The 24806-nt window shown below is 40.1% G+C and carries 24 protein-coding genes; 11 read left to right on the forward strand and 13 right to left on the reverse strand.

The features are described from left to right. Position 1: 1 nt before the first annotated feature. The 5 genes from lepA to rpoE form a co-directional block, all read right to left on the reverse strand. The gene (lepA, locus tag QL986_RS12415) at positions 2 to 1789 is read right to left on the reverse strand and encodes a translation elongation factor 4 (RefSeq protein ID WP_013465634.1); all 1788 of its coding nucleotides are present in this window, start codon (positions 1787 to 1789) and stop codon (positions 2 to 4) included. A gap of 122 nt (positions 1790 to 1911) precedes the next feature. After that, complete coding sequence (locus QL986_RS12420; RefSeq protein ID WP_013465635.1) at positions 1912 to 2361, reverse strand: SoxR reducing system RseC family protein; 450 nt, start codon at positions 2359 to 2361, stop codon at positions 1912 to 1914. Between the two features lie 11 nt (positions 2362 to 2372). After that, on the reverse strand, positions 2373 to 3326 hold the full coding sequence (locus QL986_RS12425) for a MucB/RseB C-terminal domain-containing protein (protein WP_016899682.1): 954 nt from the start codon (positions 3324 to 3326) through the stop codon (positions 2373 to 2375). 4 nt (positions 3327 to 3330) lie between these two features. Then, positions 3331 to 3945: an RseA family anti-sigma factor gene (locus tag QL986_RS12430; protein ID WP_024602341.1), complete on the reverse strand. Its 615-nt coding sequence runs from the start codon at positions 3943 to 3945 to the stop codon at positions 3331 to 3333. Between the two features lies 1 nt (position 3946). Beyond that, complete coding sequence (gene rpoE, locus QL986_RS12435) at positions 3947 to 4528, reverse strand: RNA polymerase sigma factor RpoE (RefSeq protein WP_010387792.1); 582 nt, start codon at positions 4526 to 4528, stop codon at positions 3947 to 3949. 245 nt (positions 4529 to 4773) lie between these two features. Here rpoE and nadB point away from each other — a divergent pair, with 245 nt between their 5' ends. Beyond that, complete coding sequence (gene nadB / locus QL986_RS12440) at positions 4774 to 6384, forward strand: L-aspartate oxidase (RefSeq protein WP_013465638.1); 1611 nt, start codon at positions 4774 to 4776, stop codon at positions 6382 to 6384. On the opposite strand, the gene QL986_RS12445 is transcribed toward nadB, so the two are convergent. Both QL986_RS12445 and QL986_RS12450 read right to left on the reverse strand, forming a co-directional pair. Beyond that, a complete protein-coding gene (locus QL986_RS12445; protein ID WP_013465639.1) occupies positions 6359 to 6715 on the reverse strand; it encodes a hypothetical protein in 357 nt (118 codons plus the stop codon). The genes nadB and QL986_RS12445 overlap by 26 nt on opposite strands. Positions 6716 to 6770: 55 nt before the next feature. Beyond that, positions 6771 to 7022 carry a succinate dehydrogenase assembly factor 2 gene (locus QL986_RS12450; RefSeq protein ID WP_013465640.1) on the reverse strand — a complete coding sequence of 84 codons (252 nt, stop codon included), beginning with the start codon at positions 7020 to 7022 and terminating at the stop codon, positions 6771 to 6773. A 152-nt stretch (positions 7023 to 7174) separates the two neighbouring features. Here QL986_RS12450 and QL986_RS12455 point away from each other — a divergent pair, with 152 nt between their 5' ends. Next, positions 7175 to 8086 (forward strand): folate-binding protein YgfZ, encoded by a 912-nt coding sequence (locus QL986_RS12455; RefSeq protein ID WP_016899678.1) that lies wholly within the window; start codon positions 7175 to 7177, stop codon positions 8084 to 8086. A gap of 11 nt (positions 8087 to 8097) precedes the next feature. Further along, complete coding sequence (locus tag QL986_RS12460; protein WP_013465643.1) at positions 8098 to 8583, forward strand: peptidylprolyl isomerase; 486 nt, start codon at positions 8098 to 8100, stop codon at positions 8581 to 8583. A 41-nt stretch (positions 8584 to 8624) separates the two neighbouring features. On the opposite strand, the gene QL986_RS12465 is transcribed toward QL986_RS12460, so the two are convergent. From QL986_RS12465 to QL986_RS12475, 3 genes are read right to left on the reverse strand one after another with little or no spacing between them, the layout of a single operon-like run. Further along, positions 8625 to 9110: a hypothetical protein gene (locus tag QL986_RS12465; RefSeq protein WP_013465644.1), complete on the reverse strand. Its 486-nt coding sequence runs from the start codon at positions 9108 to 9110 to the stop codon at positions 8625 to 8627. 27 nt (positions 9111 to 9137) lie between these two features. Then, positions 9138 to 9950 carry a DUF481 domain-containing protein gene (locus tag QL986_RS12470; protein WP_013465645.1) on the reverse strand — a complete coding sequence of 271 codons (813 nt, stop codon included), beginning with the start codon at positions 9948 to 9950 and terminating at the stop codon, positions 9138 to 9140. 46 nt (positions 9951 to 9996) lie between these two features. Next, the gene (locus QL986_RS12475) at positions 9997 to 10317 is read right to left on the reverse strand and encodes an HI1450 family dsDNA-mimic protein (protein ID WP_013465646.1); all 321 of its coding nucleotides are present in this window, start codon (positions 10315 to 10317) and stop codon (positions 9997 to 9999) included. 290 nt (positions 10318 to 10607) lie between these two features. Between QL986_RS12475 and QL986_RS12480 the strand changes: the two genes are divergently transcribed. From QL986_RS12480 to QL986_RS12510, 7 genes are all read left to right on the forward strand, one after another. Then, positions 10608 to 11399 carry a crotonase/enoyl-CoA hydratase family protein gene (locus QL986_RS12480; RefSeq protein WP_024602340.1) on the forward strand — a complete coding sequence of 264 codons (792 nt, stop codon included), beginning with the start codon at positions 10608 to 10610 and terminating at the stop codon, positions 11397 to 11399. 83 nt (positions 11400 to 11482) lie between these two features. After that, a complete protein-coding gene (locus QL986_RS12485) occupies positions 11483 to 11836 on the forward strand; it encodes a CidA/LrgA family protein (RefSeq protein ID WP_013465649.1) in 354 nt (117 codons plus the stop codon). Further along, positions 11829 to 12560 carry an LrgB family protein gene (locus QL986_RS12490; RefSeq protein ID WP_013465650.1) on the forward strand — a complete coding sequence of 244 codons (732 nt, stop codon included), beginning with the start codon at positions 11829 to 11831 and terminating at the stop codon, positions 12558 to 12560. The genes QL986_RS12485 and QL986_RS12490 overlap by 8 nt, the downstream gene beginning before the upstream one ends. 37 nt (positions 12561 to 12597) lie before the next feature. Further along, the gene (locus QL986_RS12495) at positions 12598 to 13431 is read left to right on the forward strand and encodes a mechanosensitive ion channel family protein (RefSeq protein WP_024602339.1); all 834 of its coding nucleotides are present in this window, start codon (positions 12598 to 12600) and stop codon (positions 13429 to 13431) included. A gap of 76 nt (positions 13432 to 13507) precedes the next feature. Continuing rightward, positions 13508 to 16762, forward strand: coding sequence for a winged helix-turn-helix domain-containing protein (locus QL986_RS12500; protein WP_024602338.1), 3255 nt, complete (start codon positions 13508 to 13510; stop codon positions 16760 to 16762). A 23-nt stretch (positions 16763 to 16785) separates the two neighbouring features. Beyond that, on the forward strand, positions 16786 to 17163 hold the full coding sequence (locus QL986_RS12505; protein ID WP_016899671.1) for a DP-EP family protein: 378 nt from the start codon (positions 16786 to 16788) through the stop codon (positions 17161 to 17163). 181 nt (positions 17164 to 17344) lie between these two features. Then, on the forward strand, positions 17345 to 18340 hold the full coding sequence (locus QL986_RS12510; RefSeq protein ID WP_024602337.1) for a GGDEF domain-containing protein: 996 nt from the start codon (positions 17345 to 17347) through the stop codon (positions 18338 to 18340). Between the two features lie 124 nt (positions 18341 to 18464). Here the strand turns inward: QL986_RS12510 and QL986_RS12515 are convergent, their stop codons facing one another. Both QL986_RS12515 and QL986_RS12520 read right to left on the reverse strand, forming a co-directional pair. Beyond that, on the reverse strand, positions 18465 to 19817 hold the full coding sequence (locus QL986_RS12515) for a magnesium transporter (RefSeq protein ID WP_016899669.1): 1353 nt from the start codon (positions 19815 to 19817) through the stop codon (positions 18465 to 18467). A 299-nt stretch (positions 19818 to 20116) separates the two neighbouring features. Further along, positions 20117 to 21784: a methyl-accepting chemotaxis protein gene (locus QL986_RS12520; protein WP_024602336.1), complete on the reverse strand. Its 1668-nt coding sequence runs from the start codon at positions 21782 to 21784 to the stop codon at positions 20117 to 20119. A 401-nt stretch (positions 21785 to 22185) separates the two neighbouring features. Between QL986_RS12520 and purU the strand changes: the two genes are divergently transcribed. Beyond that, complete coding sequence (purU, locus tag QL986_RS12525; RefSeq protein ID WP_013465657.1) at positions 22186 to 23016, forward strand: formyltetrahydrofolate deformylase; 831 nt, start codon at positions 22186 to 22188, stop codon at positions 23014 to 23016. Positions 23017 to 23087: 71 nt separating this feature from the next. Here the strand turns inward: purU and QL986_RS12530 are convergent, their stop codons facing one another. After that, positions 23088 to 24695, reverse strand: a complete 1608-nt coding sequence (locus QL986_RS12530) for an AbgT family transporter (RefSeq protein WP_028833942.1) — start codon at positions 24693 to 24695, stop codon at positions 23088 to 23090. Positions 24696 to 24806: the final 111 nt, after the last annotated feature.

Consider the following 24806-nt stretch of genomic DNA (forward strand, 5'->3'; position numbering starts at 1 on the left):
TTTATTTACCAACTTTCAAAATGGCTAAGAACGCTTCTTGAGGCACTTCAACGTTACCAAGTTGCTTCATTCGCTTTTTACCATCTTTTTGTTTTTGAAGTAATTTCTTCTTACGGCTCACGTCACCACCGTAACATTTAGCGATTACGTTTTTACGTAGTTGCTTAACAGTTGTTCGGGCGATTACATGTTGACCAATTGCTGCCTGAATCGCAATATCAAACATTTGACGTGGTATAAGTTCTTTTAACGCATCAGCAAGCTGTCGACCACGTGATTGTGCGCTGTCGCGGTGAACAATGATAGCCAATGCATCCACACGCTCGCCATTGATAAGTATATCTACACGTACCATGTCTGAAGTTTGGAAATGCTTAAAGTTATAATCAAGCGAGGCAAAACCACGGCTTGTTGATTTTAGCTTATCAAAGAAGTCCATTACCACTTCAGCCATTGGCAGTTCATACGTTACTGCAACTTGCTTACCGTGATAACTCATTTTAGTTTGCATACCGCGCTTATCAACACATAAGGTGATTACGCTGCCTAAGTACTCTTGTGGAACTAAAATATTAGCTTCTACAACCGGCTCACGTATCTCTAAAATATCGTTAACTGGTGGAAGATCAGACGGGTTATCAATTTGCGTCGTGCCCTCTTTAGTTACCACCTCGTAAATAACCGTTGGTGCCGTGGTGATTAAATCAATGTCGTATTCACGCTCTAAACGCTCTTGGATAATTTCCATGTGTAACATGCCCAAGAATCCACAACGGAAACCAAACCCTAACGCAGTTGAATTTTCTGGTTCAAAGAATAACGAGGCATCGTTTAAGCTAAGTTTGTTAAGGGCATCGCGGAATGACTCGTAATCATCAGAGGCTATTGGGAACATACCCGCATAAACTTGCGGCTTAATTTTTTGAAAACCAGGTAAGCGCAGTGGTGCCGCATTTTTTTGATGAGTAATGGTATCACCCACCGGTGCACCATGTATTTCTTTGATACCAGCAATAACAAAGCCTACTTCACCAGTGCGTAAAACACCGGTGTTAGTTTGTTTAGGCGTAAAAATCCCCACATGATCTGCGGTATGTACGTTTTCGTTTGACATGATTTTAATTTTGTCGCCCGCGCGAAGTTCGCCATGTTTGATACGCACTAGCGATACAACGCCTTGGTACGGGTCAAACCAAGAATCGATAATTAGCGCTTGTAATGGCGCGTCTTTATCACCAACTGGTGGCGGTACATCTTTAACGATCATTTCAAGTACTTCAGCAATACCTACACCTGTTTTGGCGCTACATTGCACCGCATCAAGGGCATCAATACCAATAATGTCTTCAATTTCTTCGGCTACACGTAATGGATCAGCTTGCGGTAAATCAATTTTATTAAGTACCGGTATAACTTCTAAGTCCATTTCAATGGCGGTGTAACAGTTTGCTAATGTTTGCGCTTCTACGCCTTGACCAGCATCAACAACAAGCAGTGCCCCTTCACAAGCCGCTAACGAACGCGATACTTCATAGGTAAAGTCAACGTGCCCAGGGGTGTCGATAAAGTTAAGTTGGTAAGTTTCACCATCATTCGCTTTATAATTTAAGGTTACACTTTGTGCCTTGATGGTAATGCCACGTTCACGTTCAATATCCATTGAATCCAGAACTTGCTTCTGCATTTCACGGTCGGTTAAACCACCACAAACTTGGATCAAACGGTCAGAAAGGGTCGATTTACCATGGTCAATGTGGGCGATGATCGAAAAATTACGGATATGCTTCATAAACTGGATTCTAAACTTCTATTTTAAAGGACTAAGGTCATATGCCTAAATAACTTGAAAATACTTGCTGTGTATTTTCAAGTTACTGTGGCATAAAAACGCAATTTTACATTTAATTGGCGTCAATCACCATCTATTTGAGTTAAAGGGAGGCTAATTGGATGAATTTTTATCACTTTTATCTCATGTCTTAATGATTTCACCCATGTTTTAGCAATTAAAAAGCCGGTGATCCCACCCAATATCGCGGCTAAAATTTGCCAGCCTTCGGCTAACAATATCAATTCACTGGCTATTAAAGCGAATATTAAACTCAAAAACAAAGGCAGCATGTAAACTGCAAAGGCATGCTTTACAACATGGCTATCATCCAATGACAAAGTTACTTTTTGGCCTATTTCTAACTGTGTTTCAAATTTATAAGGTAATGTTTTTTTGGCGGTACCAAATAACTTACTAAACACTTGTGAGCCACAACGTCCATTACAGCCTTCACAGGCCTGTTTTTGTTGGGCTTCTAAATGCGCAACGTGGCCACTAAGGGCCACGACGGTTAACGTTTGTTCAATCATAGTTTAGTTACTTATAATGCCCGCGATACAGACTCAGCAATGGCTTTGGCACTCATGGTTGGAATGTTTCCCACCACAGAGACATCAAAATTTCCGCCGTTGTGTACATAAATCGTAGTTGCCCCTGAGGTGAGGGCACCGCTTAAACGCTTACCCGGTAGTGGTCGTTGTACAAACACAGATACTTCAACAAACCCATCAGAAAATAAATAATAGTCTGTTAATTCATTATTTAAGTCGAGCTTATGCCTGTCTGACTTAAGTAATTCAAACCCCTCAGGTAACCAGCCAATAGTCCAATTCATGGCATTCGCTTTAGTTTGTTCATCAATTGAATTGGCAGGTAATGGGGTTGGAAAGTTACGATTAAGCACTTCTAATAATAAGTTTGCCGGTTGCTCAGTCACGCTAATATGAGTGAGCTGTAATTGCTCAAGCGCTTCACCTTGATGATTAACATACGCCGCTTTTAATAATAACGACGACTCAGTATCAATCCATATCCAATAGTTGTATTTGTCTTCGTTTTTAGATTCAATTCGAACTAATTGCGCGGGACGCCCAGCAATACGGCCTTTACCACCAAGCACAAAATCATAATGCGCACTTAAGCGGTTAATATCTTTAAAAAGCACTTCAGGAATAGGGCCGGCAATTGAGTCGGTTGTTAATGAATACGGCTCTGATTGTGGCTCAAAATAGGTAACTTGGTTGTCAATGCGGATCATTTCAAGGCCAGCACCGTTGAGTAAACTCAAATGCTCAAGCTCAACGTCCCCCTGTTTAGCATGCACCCAACGGTAGGGCTCCATACTTTTGCCTTTAACAACAACAAAAGAGGCATCAAAATTACGTGTATGAACTGCACTGGCCATTTCAAGCAGTAAATCTTTAGCGGGGTTTGTGTCATTGGCGAAAGCATTAAAACTTAACACCAACGACATAACAAAAGTTATTACTTTCATCTAATTAGTTTTTTTCCTCTTGTGACGTTTCATCTGTTTTCGCAGTTTTCAACGAATGAGCCACACGTGCTTGACGCTGGTGTTCAAGTACTAGAGCGCCAATACGTTGCTGTTGAAGCTCTCGTAAGCCTTTCTCTGCGTTCTCTAGCGCCGGTGCTGATGAATAACTCACTGGCGATGCCATGCCGGTTAACGGCGTGGTTTGTAATAAAGGAATTTCGTTTTGCACAGCATCTTCACCTTGCGGCAAGGTGTTCACGCCAACAATAGTAAACATTGCCACGCTAGCTGCAATTGCTAACTGCGCAACCGGCTTGCGCCAATTAAACGCCACGATTTTATTATCGGCTTCAGTATTTACCGGCTTTGCCACACTTTCAGACTGGCTAAAGTCTGCATAAACCGGCTCACTATCAAGTGCTAACGAAATGCGATCGCTAATATCAAAATCCATATTTTTGTTGTTTTCTTTAGCTCGCATTGCATCACCGATTAACGCGTAACGGCCAAATGTAGCTACATCAGCAGATGCAATCTCGGCATCATTTAATGCTTGCTCACCGTCAAGTAATGCTGATAACGATTCGTTATCTAAGCGGTTAACGTGTGCTTTTGTCATACTAAGACTCGCCTATTAATGGGTTTAATTTGTTATCAATTGCTTCACGGGCACGAAAAATACGCGAACGCACCGTCCCGACTGGGCAATCCATCACCACGGCTATTTCTTCATAGCTCATCCCCTCAATTTCTCTAAGGGTAATCGCGGTTTTTAGATCTTCAGGCAAACTATCAATCGTATTAAAAATAACAGCGCGTACTTCTTCGCTTAATAGTAAATTTTCAGGTGATGCGTTTGAACGCATTGAATCAGCACCCTCATAAAACTCGGCATCGTCAGCATCTATATCATTTGCTGGCGGTTTACGCCCTTGAGCCACTAAGTAATTTTTAGCACAATTAACGGCGATACGGTAAAGCCAAGTATAAAAAGCACTGTCACCACGAAAGTTTGGAAGGGCACGATACGCTTTAATAAACGCCTCTTGTGCTACATCAGCAATGTCACCCTGATTTGATACATAACGTGAGATCAAACCGGCAATCTTGTTCTGATACTTCTTAACTAATAGGTTAAAGGCGTTTTTATCTCCCTGCTGAACCCTTTTCACTAACGCTAAATCTAATTCCTGCTCGCTCATTCGAGCCGGTACTCCTCTGATTGATTCTTGCTTATTATTCATAGTGTCGCCATTGTTCACACCTACTCTGACCCTTAGATGAATAAAAAGTTCTGCTTCATATTGTTTTTTTATAAAATAGCTAAAAAATTACGTATTTATACGCTAAAACCACTTCGTGGTAGTGCTACAAATATGGTACAACTATAAGTATTAAAAATAAATATTGCTCTATCTGAGCATTGTAACCGCAAAGTACCTCACAGATGAACCAAAATAAACATCACATTACCGATGTCGCTATTATTGGTAGCGGCGCAGCAGGCTTATCACTTGCTTTATCTTTGGCTAATTACTGTAACGTTACCGTAATTAGTAAAGGTGAATTAACCGAAGGTTCTACTCTTTATGCCCAAGGCGGAATTGCCGCTGTTTTTGATAAAAAAAATGACAGTATAGAGTCTCACGTTGAAGATACCTTAGACGCCGGTGGCGGTTTATGCGACAGAGAGGCGGTTCATTACACTGCCAGCAATGCTCATGACTGCCTGCAATGGCTGATTGACCAAGGCGTGCCTTTTGATATGGAGTTTGATAGCAAAGGTAAAGAGCGCTTTCATTTAACTCGTGAAGGTGGGCATAGCCACCGACGCATTTTGCATGCAGCCGATGCCACAGGCAAAGCTGTGCAAACAACCTTGATTAGCCAAGTTCAAGCGCATAGCAATATCACCTTGTTAGAGCATTACAACGCGATTGATTTAATTACCGATAAAAGTATCGGCAAAACGGGTTCACATGTTCATGGCATGTATGTGTGGAATAAAAAAGCCAAAAAAGTAGAAACAATTGGCGCAAAATTTGTTGCCCTAGCAACGGGTGGCGCAAGTAAAGTATACCTTTATACCTCTAACCCTGATGTTTCTAGCGGTGATGGTATTGCCATGGCATGGCGTGCAGGGTGTCGCGTTGCTAATATGGAATTTAATCAATTTCATCCAACCAGTCTTTATCACCCTGAGTTGCAAAACTTTTTAATTACCGAAGCAATGCGTGGTGAGGGAGCCTATTTAAAACGCCCAGATGGCACGCGATTCATGAAAGAGTTTGATGAGCGAGAAGAACTCGCCCCGCGCGACATAGTCGCGCGCGCTATCGATTTTGAAATGAAGCGCCTTGGTGCAAATTGCTTATATTTAGATATTAGCCACAAAGACAAAGATTTTATTATTGAACACTTCCCAACGATTTACGCCAAATGTTTAAGCGTAGGGCTTGATATCACCAAGGAGGCAATTCCTGTTGTCCCTGCTGCGCATTATACCTGTGGCGGCGTTATGACCGACTTTAATGGCAAAACCGACTTAGCTAATTTATACGCTGTAGGTGAAGTGGCTTACACTGGGCTGCACGGTGCTAACCGTATGGCAAGTAACTCATTATTAGAGTGCATTGTATTTGCCCATGCAGCAGCAAAAGACATTTTGAGTAAAATAGAGACCGCTCCTGCACTGGTTGAGTTACCTAGTTGGGATGAAAGCCGCGTATCTAACTCAGATGAAGAAATCGTGATCACCCATAACTGGCATGAGCTGCGATTATTTATGTGGGATTATGTTGGGATTGTGCGCTCAACCAAACGACTTGAACGCGCGCTTCATCGTGTTGAACTATTACAGCAAGAAATCCACGATTACTACGCGAACTTTAGAGTGAGTAATAACTTACTTGAGTTACGTAACTTAGTTCAAGTAGCCGAGCTTATAATTAGAAGTGCTATGGAACGTAAAGAAAGTCGCGGACTGCACTTTACCATTGACTACCCAGAGCAAAACGAAAATCCAACGCCAACTATTTTGACTCCAAAGCGCAATTAATTGCCGCAAGTGTTGCCCGTTTTAAACGCGCATAGCTTTGCTCATCAACACTATTGGCTGAGATAATCAGCCAATAGTTTTCACTAAAGCCATTAATATACAACCACACACTGCGACCAAGTAATCGGCTTTGCTTACCAATAACCCCTTGAATTAGCAGCTTTTCATTCTCAAAACGAAATTGATTTGGCTCTAATAATATAACGCCCTGCTCTGGCTGAGCAGCCACGATTTTTCGCCAAACGATAATGCCAGCAACGATATTAAGCGCAATGCAAAAAAGAGTTGCCAAAATAGAAGTGGTAAATAAGCATAATATTAAAGTTAGCACACAAAAAAAGACCACAATCTGTTTGTGGTCTGTCTGATTATTTGTGACGGTAAACCTATACACGAACTCGGTCTAAAATTAGCTCAACCATACTGTTTAGCTCAACGTCTTTACATTTTTCATGGCCCATAAACCAAGCAAATAAATCTGGGTCTTCTTGTGTTAATAAGCGCTGAAAAGTCGCCTGCTGTTTAGCATCTAACGAATCATAAGCTTCTTCAACAAACGGCATAAACAAAACATCTAGTTCTAACATGCCACGGCGGCAAGCCCAACGGATACGTGCTTTACTATGTATTTCAACCATTTTAAACCTCATATTTAATTAATTCGAGTTTAACAAATGCACGTTAATTTAACAGCACTAAATTATAAAAAAACAACGCTTGTTGGTGGCTGTACCATCGGCTTTAACTACGTTATTATGTGGTTTCATTTGTTATTGCAAAGAAGGTGTTTATGTCTCTGGTTTATGCATGTCCTTTATCACATCAGGTTATTAGCCTCTCAGGCACAGATAAATTATCTTACCTACACGGACAAATCACTCAAGATCTCAATAAAATCAACAACAACAACTTTTTGTGGACAGGTCACTGTAGCGCAAAAGGTAAGCTGTGGGGTGTATTTAAGCTATTTTCTTACCAGCAAAACTATTATTTAACCGGATCAAGTGCTGAAGTAGAACGCTCACTGGCTGAGTTAAAAAAATACGCTGTATTTGCAAAAGTTGAAATTAATAAAGCCCCAGAGCGATTAATTGGTTTATTAGGTGATGACCTAACTGATTTGCTTACGCAACTTGATATTCACTTTAGTGACGATGCCACAGCATGCGACTTTGCTAACGGCAAAGCCCTTAAACTTGCGCCAAACCGCGTTTTACTTATGGTTGATAGCCAATTTTGCTTACCTGATGAAGTATCTACCCTCGACAACGACGCTATGTGGCAACAGGCCTCACTGCTAGCTGGTGAGCCTCAGTTAAGCGTTGATGCAATTGATGAATATGTGCCGCAAATGGTTAACCTTCAAGCCATCAATGGCATCAGTTTTAAAAAGGGTTGCTACACCGGCCAAGAAACCGTCGCACGTATGAAATACTTAGGTAAAAATAAACGTGCCATGTATATCGTTACAGGGCAAAGTGAAGGATTGCTCGATGCACCCGATATCGAAACCCAGTTAGGTGAAAACTGGCGCCGCGCGGGCAAACTTATTGCGCAAAGCTTTAATGAAAAAACACACACTTTAACTGGCTTAGTTGTGTTGCCAAACGATACTGACACCGCTCAGGTTCTTCGTGCAAAACATACCCCTTCGGTAGAGCTAAACATTCTGCCTCTACCTTACTCTCTTGAAGATGAATAATAGGAATGACTATGATCGTTGCAGCAAATAAAGTGGTAAAAATGCATTACTCTGTACTAGATAATGACGGCAATACCATTGATAACTCATTTGGCGGTGAGCCATTAATTTTTATCGTTGGTACGGGTTACCTGATCTCAGGACTTGAAAACGCGCTGCAAGGCAAACAAGCTGGCGATACACTAAGTGTAAAAGTTGAACCTGAAGAAGGTTACGGTGAGCGTCATGATCACCTCATGCAAGCCGTGCCAAAATCAATGTTTGAAGGCATGGACATTGAAGTGGGCATGCAATTTCGTGCAACCACCGATGACGGCGACCAGTCAGTCATGATCATCGATATTCAAGACGAAGAAGTGATTGTTGATGGTAACAACCCACTCGCTGGTATTACGCTCAATTTTGATGTAGAGATTTTAGAAGTACGCGATGCAACGGCTGAAGAGCTTGAGCATGGCCATGTACATGGTGAAGGCGGTTGTGGTCACGATCACTAAACCCTAACCCAGTAATAAAAAAAGCGCCTCAGGCGCTTTTTTTATAGCATATTATTATGCGTACGTAATTTAACTTGAGGCTCTGCTGCAGGTGCTTCGCCAGGGGTTATTTTATCTTCAAGCGCAGCAACTAATCCTGCTTGGTCATTAGTCCCTAAGCGGTATTGGCTGCCATCTTTAAGCGTTAATTGCACGGCACTAAAGCCTGATACTGAATAAATCCAACCATCATGTGTAATGCGAATACCAATACCGTGACGGTATGAGTTTTGTACTGCTTTTACGTCAACTATGTCCTCTAGTGCTAATTTTTGACCCGCAACGCCTGGACCAAATGCCCAGCTAATATGGGCTTCATCAACTTTAATGGTTAAACCATGAAATAAAAAACCCACCAGCAATAAAATACCTGCAAATACCATTAACGGCACATCGGCACCCATTAAATTCCATGCAAGTGCAACAAAACCACCTATCCATGCCAATACTACAAATATAAATACCGCATACTGCTTATGCTGATACATAACACTCTCAATTAAAAAGTTAAAAAATTAAAAACTGTATACTAACGTTGCGCTGAGCTCTGAATCATATTTAAGCTTATCTTCTTCAGGCTTAGAGTTATAACGGTACATATAAGCAAACTTGAGCGATACAGCCCCAACCACTTGGCTAATTAAGGCGGTTTCTGACTTTAACCGTGAGTTAAGCCCAGATAAAGACTGCTCTATACTAATGTCTTGGTTAAATCGGGTGCGCTTAGATACTAATCGCTCCCATTGCATGGCAATACGTAACAAGTAACCCATTTTGTCTTTATCGTCTTCGCTTATTGTTGACTCATCATCAGCAACGGAGCGATATAAACCAGGGCCAATATCTATATCTACTTTGTTTTTAACCCCTTGATAAATACGTGCACCATAGCCGGTTGCCACCGTACTTTTAAAATCCAGACCGCTAAATTCATCCTCTTCATAATCGCCATAAATAAAGAAAGACGAATTTTTAACACCAACTTTATAGTTACCCTGCGCAGAAACAAACACGCGATTAGCCGTAACATCCGACTGGCCCGTTTCTTCATTTTCGTCACGTTTGTATAAGGAATCTATTTTGAATTGATTACGCCAGTTTTCAAAATCTTGGTAAAGATTACCTTTGAGTTTAAAACTGGTTGAGTTGGTATTACCTTTACTTAAAATAAAACCAAACTCGGTATCACCATAAAGTACTTCGCCTTTGTGTAGCTCATGAATTTCTTCATCGGAGAGCTCCCCATATTGATGAAAATCTTCAAAGGGATCCACTGCCCAGCTGTAGGAGCTAAATAATAAAAGCAGTAATACAACGTACTTTCGCAAAATACATTCTCTTGCAAATGGTAATAATGAAAAGGGGCCGAAAAAGTTATTCACTTTCTTTCCATAAAATATGGCAAAAAGGCGCGTCTTTATCACGGCTAATTAAAATTTTCGCAAATAAGACGTCTTCGTTATCAAACTCAAGGCCCACTAATACTTGAATAAAATGCTCAGGCTCTATTTCTAGTGCAACAAAATCTTGCCACTGTTCATCGGGCTCATCTTCTTCAATAAAGCCAAGTTCTTCACGATGCAGGTTAAATTCTTCAACATCTTTATCACTCAGGTTGTTGGGAGCCAGCTCCAAAAAAATATCATAAGCTTGATGGGTTGCTTCTTCTACCGTAAATAAACGTGGACCTGACATGAGTGGTTAACCTCTGAGCTTTTAAGTTGGCGCCATAATATCAAAAGTTGTTAGTGTTTTGATAAAAAAAACACGTTAAATACTGACTTTTTTACTTTTACCTAATACTTATAGATATTAATGGATTGGTTAGCATTAGGGTCTGTTGACTTTTAAAGATTAAATTTGCCTTGAAAGATAACAGACCGCAATTGCATTAAAAAATTCACTTTGTTTTTTATTCATCTTCACCCACTTTACTTAGCACAAATAAAAACATAAGCTCAAGTAACAGGTCAGAGGAGTGCAAGATGATAAAACTAGAAAAAAAACAGGGCATTGCCACCGTCACATTAAATCGAGTAGAAAAACAAAATGCCTTAAGCTTTACTATGTTTATTGAGCTTAACAAGGTGATTAAAAATATTAAAAAAGATGCCAATATTCGTGCGGTTGTATTAACCGGTGAAGGCGAACACTTTTGTGCAGGGCTTGATATTAACGCGGTTATGGCCTCGCCAATGAATATTATAAAACTCCTATTTAAATGGCTTCCTGGTAATCAAAATTTAGCGCAAAAAGTAGTACTTGGTTGGCAATCATTGAGTGTGCCTGTTATTGCCAAAATAAACGGAAATTGCCTTGGGGGTGGATTGCAAATAGCACTGGGTGCCGATTACCGGATTGTTCACCACGATGCCAAACTCGCCATTATGGAAGCGCGCTGGGGGTTATGCCCAGATATGGGCGCTAATGTTATGCTTTCAGGCTTAGTAAAACGCGACCAAGCGCTTTGGTTAGCAAGTCACGCAAATCCAATAAACGCACAACATGCTTTTGAACTAGGTTTAGTAACCAAAATAACCGACGATACAGATAAAGCAACTAAAGAGATGCTTGATACACTGCTAGCGCGCTCACCTGACACATTAGCCGCAATAAAGCGTGTAACTCAACAAAGCTATAAAGCTCCTGCTCGAAAAATACTCGCTAAAGAAACATGGAGCCAAATTCGCTTACTGATCAACCCTAATACTAAAAAAGCCATTGCTAAAGCTAAAGGGAAATCTGATATTGAGTTTACAAACGCCAAGCGCTGGTAACATTGATGGTAATACTAAGGCACAATGCATAAAACAGCGTTATTTGTTAAAGTTAGGCTCCTCTATTCTAGTGAGCCAAATTAATGAAATACCTACTAAGTAGCGCAATTATTTTATTGTGCTTGGCAACAAGCAAATTCATTATGCATCTTCTTGATGCAAGTTTTCCTGCTCCTCTACTCGCCATGGTTTTGCTGCTAACGTTACTGTTATTAGGCATAGTTAAAGAACATCAACTCGCCCCCTGCGCATCACCTATTTTGAATGTAATGCCTATTTTCTTTATTCCTGCAGGCGTCGGTTTTATAGAACATTTAGGGCTGATTAAATCACATTGGCCTTTCTTAACTGCGGTCATCTTATTAGTCCCACTCAGTAGTTTAATTTTAGTGGCAAGCCTAGTGGGCTACTTTAAAGGCAGAGCTAATAATGACTAACTTAACCACTAGCATAAACCCCAGCCTATGGTGGTTAACCGTGCCATTTATTATTATTCTCTTTATTGCGCTAAGAGCGGTTAATCTTAAAATAAACCAGAGTATTTTAAAGTCATTAACCAACCCTGTTTTTTTAAGCATTGGCATTATTGCCCTACTGTTAGTTAACCTTAAATTACCTTATTCACAATTTGCCTCACATAGTCAGTTACTAAGTTGGCTATTAGAGCCGGCCATAGTTGCTTTAGCCTTGCCGCTTTATCAGCAATTTATGCACGTACGTAAAAACTTACTATTAATTGTCGCTACTTGCAGTATAGGTATTGTTAACGCCACACTAGTGGCTTTTGTATTAAGTATTTTATTTGCTGTGCCCTCACAATTGAGCGCCTCTGTTGCGGCACTCAGTGTAACAACCCCTATTACACTGCTGGTTACTGACTCATTAGGAGGAATTAGCTCACTTGCCGCTGCCATGGTTATTTTTATTGGTTTATTGGGGGCTTTATTTGGCTTTATATTGCTCAAATTAGTTAAGATTTATAACTTTGAGGCACAAGGAATTGCAATCGGTACCGCGTGCCATGCAATTGGTACCGCGGCAGCTATTGCCGAACACCCAAAAATAGGCGCATTTTCATCAGTGGCTATGGCACTCAGTGCATTATTAACCGCAGTGATAGTACCACTATTATATCCAATTTTAGTTAACACTTTGTTATAGTAAGCGGATAACAGTATCGCTAAAAATAGAGCCCAGCATGATCAGTTCCGAAATTCAGCAATTTGAAAAGTACTACGCCCTACTTACCGAGTATTTAGTTACCTACAGTATGCAAATAGTGGGCGCTATTTTTATTCTACTCGTTGGCCTGTGGGTCGCTAAAAAGCTCGCCGAAGTTGTAGCAAACTTAATGACCCGCCACAACATTGATATCACCCTGACTAATTTTGTCAGTAATGTTGTAAAAGTACTGCTGATCATTATGGTGATCATTATTGCGCTTGGTAAAATTGGCATTAGTGTGACCCCATTCGTAGCTGCAATAGGTGCCGCCTCATTGGGCGCAGGCTTAGCGTTACAAGGCATGCTTTCTAACTATGGTGCGGGTCTTGCTATTATTGCTACGCGGCCATTTGTGGTTGGCGATACCATAGAAGTAAAAGGCGTTAGTGGCCAAGTAAAAATAATTGAGCTGGGGCACACCGTATTAATTAATGAAGAAAAAGTAGAAATAACCATTCCTAACAAACATATTGTTGGCGAAATTCTACATAACTCATTTAATTATTCACTGGTAAAAGGTGAAATAGACATAGCCTACAGTGCCTGTAGTGATACTGCGATAAGCCTTATTGAAAACGTATTAGTCAATCACGAACTCGTAGCTAAACAACCCAATGCACAAATTGGTATAGAACGTTTTGCTGATAGCGGCGTCACCATTAGTTATCGTTATTGGGTGCCCACCACTAAAATTATTGAAACTAAACTCGCTATAAATGGCGGTGTGTATAAAGCGATTAACGATGCCAATATTGAAATTCCGTTTCCACAACGCATTGTTACGCTTAATAAAAGCGACCTAAAATAAATAAAAACCTTAATATGATTTTAAATCATATTAAATTAATTAAGCGTGCTTACAAATAAAATAATAACGAGTCCTTATGCATCAATCACCTTTTTATCTAGGCGACTGGCAGGTAACACCTGCCAGCAATTGTATACAATGTGCTGAAAAAGTAACGCAATTAGAACCTAAAGCAATGGATGTATTATTATATCTTTGCTTACAAAAGGGCGAAATTGTCACCAGTGACGAATTACTCAATCAGTGCTGGCAAAACATTGAAGTAGGCGATAACCCACTGCATAAAACCATCACACAACTGCGAAAAGCACTGGGTGATAAGGCAAGCTCCCCGCTATACATAGAAACCATTCGTAAACGCGGCTACCGTATTATTGCAAAACTTGAATTTCCATTTGCAGAAGATACATCAAGCTCTATAAACACGTGGCAAGGTGGTTCTCCTTTTTTAGGTTTAAGCGCGTATAACCCAACCGATACCCATTTATTTTTTGGTCGTAACCAAGCCATCACCACCTTACTCGAAAACGTATCAAACCAAGTAAAATCTGGCCGTGCTTTTTGCTTAATACTTGGCCCAAGTGGTACGGGTAAATCGTCGTTAGTCAATGCGGGTATTTTACCAAAGCTACTTGATGAGCGCGGTTATGATGGTATTGGCGTTGTTTCATACACTCAGCTCGACTTTGCAGATGTGCATCAAACTAGACTGTATTTAGATTTAGCCTCAGCCATGCTTGATTGGGATATAAACCAACAACCCGTATTTGAAGGATTAAGCTCGCAAACACTGGCGCAGCAATTAGAGCACACAATTGACGAAGTGATAAACACGTTACAAACTGCAATCAGTAAGGCAAATACAAAGCTAAACACACCGCAGTTTTTTTTGTTTATAGACCGCTTAGAGGTGCTGCTTTCATCGCCACTATTTAGTCCCAACACCCGAAGTCATTTTTTATCGATTATTGAACGTTTAGCCACCTCTAAAGCGGTGATCGTATTTAGTGCGTGTCGTAACGACTTTTACCCTTTAGTGGTAGAGCAACCCAGCCTTATGGCCGCAAAAGCGAACGGCGCCCATTATGATTTAACCCCGCCCAACCGCCAGGAACTACAACAAATTATTCGCTTGCCGGCATTAACCGCTAATTTAACGTTCTCACACGACCCGCAAACCAAAACTCCGCTGGATGAAATACTCTTTGCAGATACCGCCAACAACCCTGATGCCCTGCCCATGTTGCAATACACACTGCAAGAGCTGTATTTACAGCGCAGTGAAAATAATGAGTTATTGCACAGCGTGTATGAAAAACTCGGCGGTATTGAAGGCGCTATTGGTAAAAAGGCAGAAGATGTTTTTATTGGGCTGAGCGCAAAACAACAACAGCAACTAAAAAGCGTATTATCGCAGTTAGTGACGCTAAACCCAGATGGTAAAACCATTACTAGCCGTGCGGCCCGCTTACAAGCATTAACCAACACCAGCCAAAAAGAGCTTGTACAAGCCATGGTCGACAGTCGCTTATTTGTATCGCACTTACAAAACCAAGAAGCCTGCTTTAGCCTTGCCCACGAGGCATTATTACGCCAATGGCCACGTGCCAAACAGTGGATAAACGATCATAAAGACGCCCTTGCTATTAAAAGCCGTTTGCACCACCACACGCAACAGTGGCTTAATGAACATAAAAGTAGCGCTTACCTATTAGCACCGGGTAAACCATTGCAAGAAGCGCTCACGTTATTAAACGACAATATATTCAAACTAGACAATGACGAACGCGCGCTTATAACCAGCTCTCTTAAACACAGTAAAACAAAAACAATCATAAAACGCGGCACGGTCGCTCTGCTTTGCTTACTTACCTGTGTTGCCCTATTTATGAGTGTTACCAGTTTTCAAGCGCAGCAACTTGCACAGCAAAAGCGCCAAGAGGCCGAAAGCCTACTTGGCTTTATGGTCGGTGACTTTGCCGATAAACTGCGCAGCGTTAAGCGTATGGATTTGCTCGATGGCATTAGTAATAAAGCACTTGAGTATTTTACCAATCAAGCAGATGAGCCCAGCTCTCTTTTTAGTTTTAACGACCAAAAAGCCGAATTTAACAACCGCTTTCAATATGCACAAACTCTTGAGGCTATGGGCGAAGTGGCCTATTCTCGCGGTAAAACCATTGAGGCCTTCACTGCCTTTGAAAACGCCCGCATTCGCCTTGAAGCACTATTAAAAATACAACCAGATAATTTAGAGCTATTAACGCTTGCCGGTGCCAATGCCTTTTGGCTCGGTCAGCTTCATTATGATAAAAGTGATTACGCTGCTACTGAGCCATTATTTAAAAAATATCATGCCTACAGCGAGAAAATGTATTCATTAGCACCGAATGGTTTTAACTCGATTATGGAGCTATCGTATTCGCATAATTCGCTGGGCTCTTTGTATTTAAAGCAATTTAACTACACTGCCGCGAAACAACGCTTTACAAAGTCGCTCGCCCTTAAAAATGAAGCCCTTGAGCTTAAACCCAGCAACAAAAACTTACTGCGCGATAAAGCCGATACCATCAGTTGGCTGGCAAAGACAGAAGAAAGGCTAGGTAACTTTAATGCCGCATTAACCATGTATGAAAATGCATCTAATGAGTTAAAAAGTTTATTAATTGAATATCCAGATGATGCCAGTTTATCAAGCAGTTTAGCTTATACTTATATTCAACAAAGCTACCTTTTGAGCTACCTGCCAAATAAACAACCAGCCTACAAAAAAGCACAGCAAGCCACAAAAACAGTTAATACCGCACGATTGCAAGATCCAAAAAGTAAAGACATTCAACATTCTTATTATCGTTTTTTAGCCCACCAGCTAATGCTTTCACCTAATAAAAACATTGATAACCGAGTTAAGGATATTATTAACTTTTTGAAAGTGCAGGGCTTTAAAAATAACTTTGCAATTAATACTCAATTGATCCTTATACAGTACTTTATTGATAGACAGTCACCACTTAAAGCATATGAGTTTTTAACAGCCCTTGAAAGTGATACAAGCTACCAACAGTACATAGCTAATAAAGCAAAGAGTGGTGATAATGTAGACTTTACGAATATAAATTTACTTAAAGCTAAATTAGCTGAAAATACCGTACAGCGAGAGCAATTTTGCTTAAATGCGCTTAAAGCCATTGCTGAAACAGTAAAAATAAACCAAAGCGTTCACGTAACGCACCCGCTGTTACAGGCATACACCTGCTTAAATAGAGCAAACGAAATCCCCAAAATAAAAGCAAGTCTAGTTAAATTAGGCATTACTCACTTTAAACTATAACCACGAATACAAAAGGAAATAATATGGATAGCTCTCAAGAACAAATTAACTTTACTGTAAATATTGAATTAGACAGTAACGACAACGCCAATTTTACATACTTTAAAGATAACAAAGAAGTCTCTGGCGGTGGCGTTGTCAGAACTGAAACCGCAGGTATTTATAGCTTAAATGAAGCAACACTTGCTAAAGGTTTTTTATTCACCGGAGCCACTATCACTGATAAAGAAGGCGACTGTGCTGGTGATTTTAAATCAGAAATCAATGATGATGGCCAATCAATCACCATCACAGACACAGATGAAAATAATGGCACTGTGTGTTTAATATTTAATGTTGAGTGCAATGGTAAAGCCTATGAAAGCGCCGACCCACAAATTGAAAATAAAGACAAAAATTAATAAACAACGCTTAATATTTAATTTTTGTTTTCCAAATTGCACAGGCCTTTAACGCCTGTGCATAATAAAAAATACTATTAATCAAAAACTTAAAAGCAGAAGATTACCGAAAGGTTTAATTGCACTTTTTTATGTAAATTTGTAGACATCAAAAACGTCTGTATCATGCTAAGGCTAAAACGTGTCTAAACAAATTAATAAAAAAGAGACTCCAGCGGTTAAAAACGATAAAGCACTCCCCTTCGATTGCGCTTTATCGAGTCCTTTTTCTCATACCCAATTTGGCGCTTTAATTGAATTATTTAACGGCACCGCCGAAGGCATTTTTGTACTTAATGAGCACGGTGGTTTTGAGTTTGCAAACCCAAAAGCAGCACAGCTATTAGGTTACTCTCAGCAATCTCTAATAGGCGAAAATTTACTGTCGTTTTTACACGGTGCAGACCTTGATAAATATAAACAGACGTTATTAAATTGGATAGACATTAAAGATACTTCCCTTAGCTTTGGCCCAAATGAAATAAAAATAAATAAAGCGAATGGTGATATTATTGAAGCAGACTTATCAATATCTAGTATGCCAAAAAGTATTGCATCGGCGCAAAAATTATACGTTTGCATACTTCATGATCTCAGTACGCATAAAGCGATGTACAACCGTTTAAAAATACAAGCTTCAACCGATCACTTAACTGGGCTCGCTAATCGTTTAGCTTTAGATGAGTCACTAAAAAAATACTGGCAAGAAAGTATTCAAAGCCAACAACCTCTAACCAGCATATTGATTGATGTAGATCACTTTAAAAAATTCAACGACACCTATGGGCATATTAAAGGTGATAAATGCTTACAAAAAATTGCAAAAATGCTTTTGCATTGTATCCCGTCAAGAGAGTGTTTGGCAGCGAGATATGGCGGTGAGGAGTTTGCTATTATTTTACCGCGTTGCGATATAAAAAGTGCAACGATTGTTGCCAAGCATGTACAACAACAAATTAATGCGATGACATTTACAGATATAGGCCTGCCACCAGAGGTTAAAGTTAGTGTGAGCCAAGGGATTGCCTGTGAGCACAATAGTCAATACCGTACCTACGAGGCGCTGTTGTACGCCGCAGACACGGCTTTGTACCGCGCAAAAACCGAAGGTAGAAATAAAATAAGTACTGTTGTTTAAAGTTTAAATTAAAGGCCATTCCATGGCGCTATATCTACCCTAAAAGCCACTAAATTGAGTTACTTTACTGGCGTTTAGATTAATTTTAAATGCTGTAGATAAGAGATTAATCTTTATATAAAAATTACAGTAATAACAAACTACCTAACCCTAAAAAGGTCACAAAGCCGACAATATCAGTGACTGTGGTTAAAATCACTGAACCCGACAACGCAGGGTCAATTTTCATTTTATCTAAAATAGAGGGGATCACTACGCCCGCCAACGATGCTGCCACTAAGTTAAGTAATATTGCCACAGTAATGGTTATACTGAGCATAATATCGTTAAACCATACAAAGGTTAGCAAACCAATCACTAATGCCCACACCAAGCCATTTACCGCCCCTACTCGCAACTCTTTTTTAAGTAATGCGTTTCGGTTTGAGTCAGTAACCTGACCCAGAGCCAGTCCTCGTACAATAACCGTTAAGGTTTGGCTACCGGCAATACCGCCCATTGACGCCACTACAGGCATTAATACCGCAAGTGCAACCACTTGCTCTATAGTTGCGCCAAACAAACCGATAAACCACGAGGCTAAAAATGCCGTTGCTAAGTTGATACCTAACCAAATACCACGGTTTTTAGCACTTTTACGAACACTGGCAAATAAGTCCTCGTCTTCTCGTAAACCACCGGCCTTTGCTGCCGCTTCGTCGGCTATTTCTTGACGTAATTCATAAGCTGATGCAATGGTTAAACGCCCTATTAATTTGTTATCGGCATTAACCACTGGCATGGCCATTTTCTCGCTATGAATAACCACTTCAGCGGCTTCATATAAATCATGGTCTGCGTGCAATGAGGTAAAGTCATGATTAGCTAACGTCATTAAACTCTCGTTATCATGCGCTTTTATCAGATCATTAACCGCAACTTCACCGATTAAGCTACCTTTACGGCTCACCAAATAAATAACTTCGCTGTATTGCGGTAAGCCTTTGTGTAGCAGCTTTTTAGCGCCACCCGCAGTGAGTTTGTCTGACACCTTTAAAAAATCAAACCCAATCCAGTGACCTAATTGCTCTGGTGTATATTGCTGAGCCAGTTCGTATTGCTTAGTTTGTGCTTCATCGAGTTGTTTTTTAGCGTAATCAATAAAACGTTGTGGAATAACTTCTTCTAACTCAAGTAGCTCTTCAACATTTACTTCGTCTAATAATTTAAATCCGGCACTGTCATCTAGTGTTTGTAGTAACCATAAACAGCTATCTTCACTTAAATTAACAAAAATTTCGTGCTGCGTGTCTTCATCTAATAAATGCCAAATTTCAAGACGCTGCTCTTTAGGGATCGCCTCAAACAATAAAGATAAGTGCTCAGTTGATAAAGTTTGCTGAGCATCTATAAGTAATTTATTTTTGCGCTCAGTGGTATCACACTGCAATAAGTCATTTATGAGTTGTGGTAACTGATCAACCGGATACTCTATCATTTAAAAACCCTAAAATAGTCGTTTCACTATAAATTTACTGTAATAAGTAAGTACTTATTAATGAGATTAGCTAGGATCTGTTTATCTTTCGAGGTTGAACATGTTTCAATCCAAAAAGGTCAACAGACCCTTATAGTGTACATTAGTCGCTAATAAAAATATTAAAAAATCGCTGTGCTGTTAAATATTTATGGATGTAGCAGGCTATAAACTATTGCGCTTTAGCTAAAAATAAAGCAAAAAAAAGCCGTAACTAAATAAGTCACGGCTTCCAAAAGCAATTAATAGCTAAGTGTTATTTATATTTTAAACTGACCAACTAAATCACCTAAGTTTTGACCTCGTCCCGCTAAGTGCTGACTTACCGAAGAAGTCGTTTTACTCGATTGCGTTAATTCATTCACAATTTCTTGAATTGCATACACGTTACGGTTTATCTCTTCTGTAACGCTACTTTGCTCAGTAGCTGCGGTGGCAATTTGTGTACTCATATCGTTAATTGTTGTTACCGATGTAGTAACCGCACCTAAACTTTCAGATATAGCGCGTGAAGACTCTACAGAGCGGTTACAGCTTTGTTGACTCGCTTGCATGGCTCCTACAGCCGCAGTGACTAAGTTATGTAATTCGCTAAGCATTTCATTAATTTCTAATGTGCTATCTTGAGTACGGCTTGCTAAGCTTCTTACTTCATCAGCTACAACGGCAAAACCACGACCTTGCTCACCCGCTCGTGCAGCCTCAATAGCGGCGTTTAATGCCAGTAAGTTCGTTTGCTCAGCAATACCCCCAATAACACTCAACACGCTATTAATCTTTTTAGACTGTTCACTTAACGAGTTTACTTGCTCAGCGGCTTGGTTAATTTCGCCCATTAAGTTTGAAACTTCACTGAGTGAAACATCCACACAATCTTGCGCATTGGCCACTTCTTTTGTTGCTGCCTGCGTTGATACCGCAACTTGTGTGGTATTTTGTGCCACTTCATGCGAGGTTGCTGACATTTCAGTAATAGCGGTGACTACTAGTTCAGTTTCATGGTTATGTTTCAATAATTTATCTTCAATTAATAAGGTTTGCGTATTGATATCTGATGAGGCCGTTTTAACATCGCTCGTCACATCGACCACGCCCGAAATAATACTATGCAGCTTACTAACAAACAGATTAAACGATTCACCTAGTTGACCAATTTCATCATGGGTGTCAATCACTAATCTTCTGGTTAAATCACCTTCACCTTTGGCTATGTCATCTAAACTTTGTACCATTCGATGTATTGGTTTAACCATATTACTCGCTGCATATAAGGCACCCACGGCTGCTAAACCAAGTAGCAGAAGTGATATTAAAAATAAGGTGGTCATTTTTTCAGTTAAATGCTCAGCCATGGTTGCTTGGTATTTAACTAGTTCAGCCTCAATGTCATCCATATAAGTACCCGTACCAATCATCCAGTTAGTACCTGGGATCATGGCTGCATACCCTATTTTTTCAATCAAACCCGTCGTGTTGGGTTTTTGAAAGTGATAGGTAAAAGACCCACCCCCTTTACGAGCTTGCTCTAGTAAACCAACCACTATTTTTTTACCGTTTGGGTCGGTCATGTCTATTTTATTTTGCCCTTCAATTGCATCGCCTAACAATGCATGAAAAACACTCACGCCATCGGTATCGTAAATAAAATAATAGCCATCTTCGCCAAATTTTAAATCCCTTAGCGCATTTTTTGCGTCTTGTTCATTACCTTGTGCTAATTGGTATTGCACTATTTGAGAACCAATTTCAATTTCTGTTTTTAGCAGCGTTTGTTTATCTGCTATTAGTTTGGTTTTGAATTCATTAAAGTATTGCTGCTGATTTTGCTTCTCTAAATAATATGAACCCGCCATAAAACTGATTAGCAATACAATTAATGGTAAAACAGCCAACAGTAGCAATTTGTTTTTTAAGCTTAAATTACCCATTATTTCTCCAATTAACATTACAAGCCATCAAGCTCTTTTTATTTTGTAGCCCGTTAGCTAAAAAATTTCATTGTTTGCATTACTATACAACGCATACCTGTATACAAATTAAGCACAAACGAGATCGTTTAGCAATCTAATACACTCTTACAATAGTAAAACACACTAAAAAACACTTTATAACTAGACGATAGTATATAAGCAGTAATAAAGAACCAAAACCAATTTAGCCTTTCAAATAGCCAGTACACAGCTTGTTAAACTTCCTTAAAGCTAAATTAACCTGACTAACGCTATTTTAGCTTTAATGAAATTAAATATTGGGCATCACACAAAGGTCTTGCTTTCTGAGTTAAAACGCAAATAATGAAGCAACTAACTACTGGGTAAGAATGAGGAAAATGAGTTACATACTAACCACCCAATGCGCCGATGATATTGGCTTAATCGCCAAAATTACCGGACTGTGTCACAGACATAACTTAAACATTATTCGTAATAACGAGTTTGTAGATAAAGATGCACAGCGCTTTTTTATGCGCACTGAACTCACTGGCGAACCCCACACTGAGTTTTTAGCACAGCTGCGCGAAGTATTACCCGCAGGTGCAAAAGTGGCGCTACACGGTGAAGAAAAGACCAAAGTTGTTTTATTAGCCACAAAAGAAGCCCACTGTTTAGGCGGCATGTTGTTAAAACAATTTGAACAAACCCTAAACATAGAGATACTTGCCGTGATTGCCAATTATCCTACATTAGAGCCTTTGGTTAAGGGATTTGATATTCCTTTTCATGTGGTTTCTCATGAAGGACTTACGCGCAGTGAGCACGACGAAAAAGTCGGTGACTTAATTGCCAGCTATAACCCTGACATTATTGGGTTAGCTAAATACATGCGTATTTTAAGCCCTGAGTTTGTTGGTCGATTTGAGGGTAAAATCATCAATATTCATCACTCATTTTTACCGGCTTTTATTGGTGCTAAACCGTATCATCAGGCGTTTGAGCGCGGTGTAAAAATTATTGGTGCCACGGCTCACTTTGTAAATAATGAGCTAGATGAAGGCCCTATTATTTTACAAGACGTATCGAGTGTAACTCATGCTAATACGGCTGAAATGATGGCTAAAATGGGTAAAGACGTGGAAAAAACAGTGTTTTGTAAAGCATTGCAACTAGCATCAGAACATAAGCTATTTATTAATGGCAATAAAACCGTCGTATTTTCATAATTTTTACTTTTTAAATAAAAATGCCAGCTAATAAGCTGGCATTTTTTAAGTAAATATTAAACCTTACTTAGTTAGGGTGTGTAATACGTTGGTGCCCCAGGGCCTACTGGCATACCTAAAACAAATACCCATAAGTAAAACAGCACCACCCAACCAACAAAGAAAATAATACTATATGGCAACATAGTCGCTACCAAAGTACCTATTCCCATGTCTTTTTTGTATTTAGTGGCAACCGCGAGGATCAAGCCAAAGTAACTCATCATCGGGGTAATTAAGTTAGTTACCGAATCACCAATACGATAAGCTGCTTGAATTGTCTCGGGGGCATAACCTATAAGCATCAGCATAGGAACAAAAATAGGGGCTGTTACTGCCCACTGCGCTGACGATGAGCCTAGCGTTAAGTTCACTAAAGCACACATTAAAATAAACAGCACAAATACTTCCGGCCCCGTTAGGCTAAGTGCCTGTAATAATGCAGCGCCATTAATGGCTAAAATAGTACCTAAGTTAGTCCACTTAAAAAATGCCACAAATTGCGCAGCAAAAAAGACTAATACAATGTACATTCCCATAGAGCTCATACTTTTGCTCATGGCGTTAATCACGTCTTTATCATTTTTCATGGTGCCAACAACGCGGCCATACACAAAACCTGGAATACCAAAGGTGACAAAAATAAAAACCACAATCCCTTTTAAAAACGGCGAGTGAGCAACTAGGCCTGTTTCTGGGTTACGTAAAATACCGTCTGCGGGTACAACTGTCCACGCGAGTAGTAATGAAACAACAAGTAATGAGAATCCAGCCCATTTTAAGCCCGACTTTTCTTTGTCAGTTAAACCGGCAATGTTGTTTTGAGCTAAATCTTCACTGGCTTCGTCTGGGTTATATTTGCCTAATCGCGGCTCTACAATTTTCTCAGTAACTAGCGTGCCTAATATGGCAATTAAAAATACCGATATCATCATGAAATACCAGTTTGCTTCTGCGCCTACTTGGTATGTTGGGTCAATCATTTGTGCAGCTGGCGTGGTAATACCGGCTAGTAACGGATCGATAGTACCCAATAATAAATTAGCACTGTAACCACCAGATACCCCAGCAAATGCCGCAGCAAGACCGGCAAGCGGATGACGACCTAAGCTATGAAATATCATTGCCGCTAGCGGAATCAATACCACATAGCCAAGCTCAGAAGCTGTATTTGATAATATAGCGGCAAACACCACCATAAAGGTCACTAAGCGTTTTGATGCCCCCATTACCATGCCACGCATAGCGGCAGACAATAGCCCTGAATGCTCAGCTACACTCACACCTAATAGCGCAACTAATACCGTCCCTAATGGCGCAAAGCTAGTAAAGTTAGTCACCAGCCCCGTTACAATACGTTGTAAGCCTTCTGCACTGAGTAAGCTTACTACTTCAATAACACCATCTGGATCGCGCCCAGCAGAGCCCTCAGGCCGTGGATCAATAGCGCTGAGTCCAAACCAATCGGCAACACCACTAAATAAAATAATGGCAATACAAAACAATGCAAATAACGTAATTGGGTGGGGAAGCATGTTCCCTAAAAATTCTACAGTGGCTAAAAATCGATTAAACCAGCCGTTCTTTGCGACCTGATTTTCATCTTGGGATGTGTTTGGTGAGTCTATTGAGTCTGACATACCATGCTCTCTTAATTACAAAATGCCCGTAACCTAGCATTATTTACCCAGCAGGTCATGTAATAAAGATGAATGACTTGTTATGTCATAGTAACTGAATGGTTTCGCATG

Origin of the sequence: Pseudoalteromonas sp. APC 3250 (assembly GCF_030407915.1) — a bacterium.
In the GTDB taxonomy this organism is placed as follows: Bacteria; Pseudomonadota; Gammaproteobacteria; order Enterobacterales; family Alteromonadaceae; genus Pseudoalteromonas; species Pseudoalteromonas tetraodonis.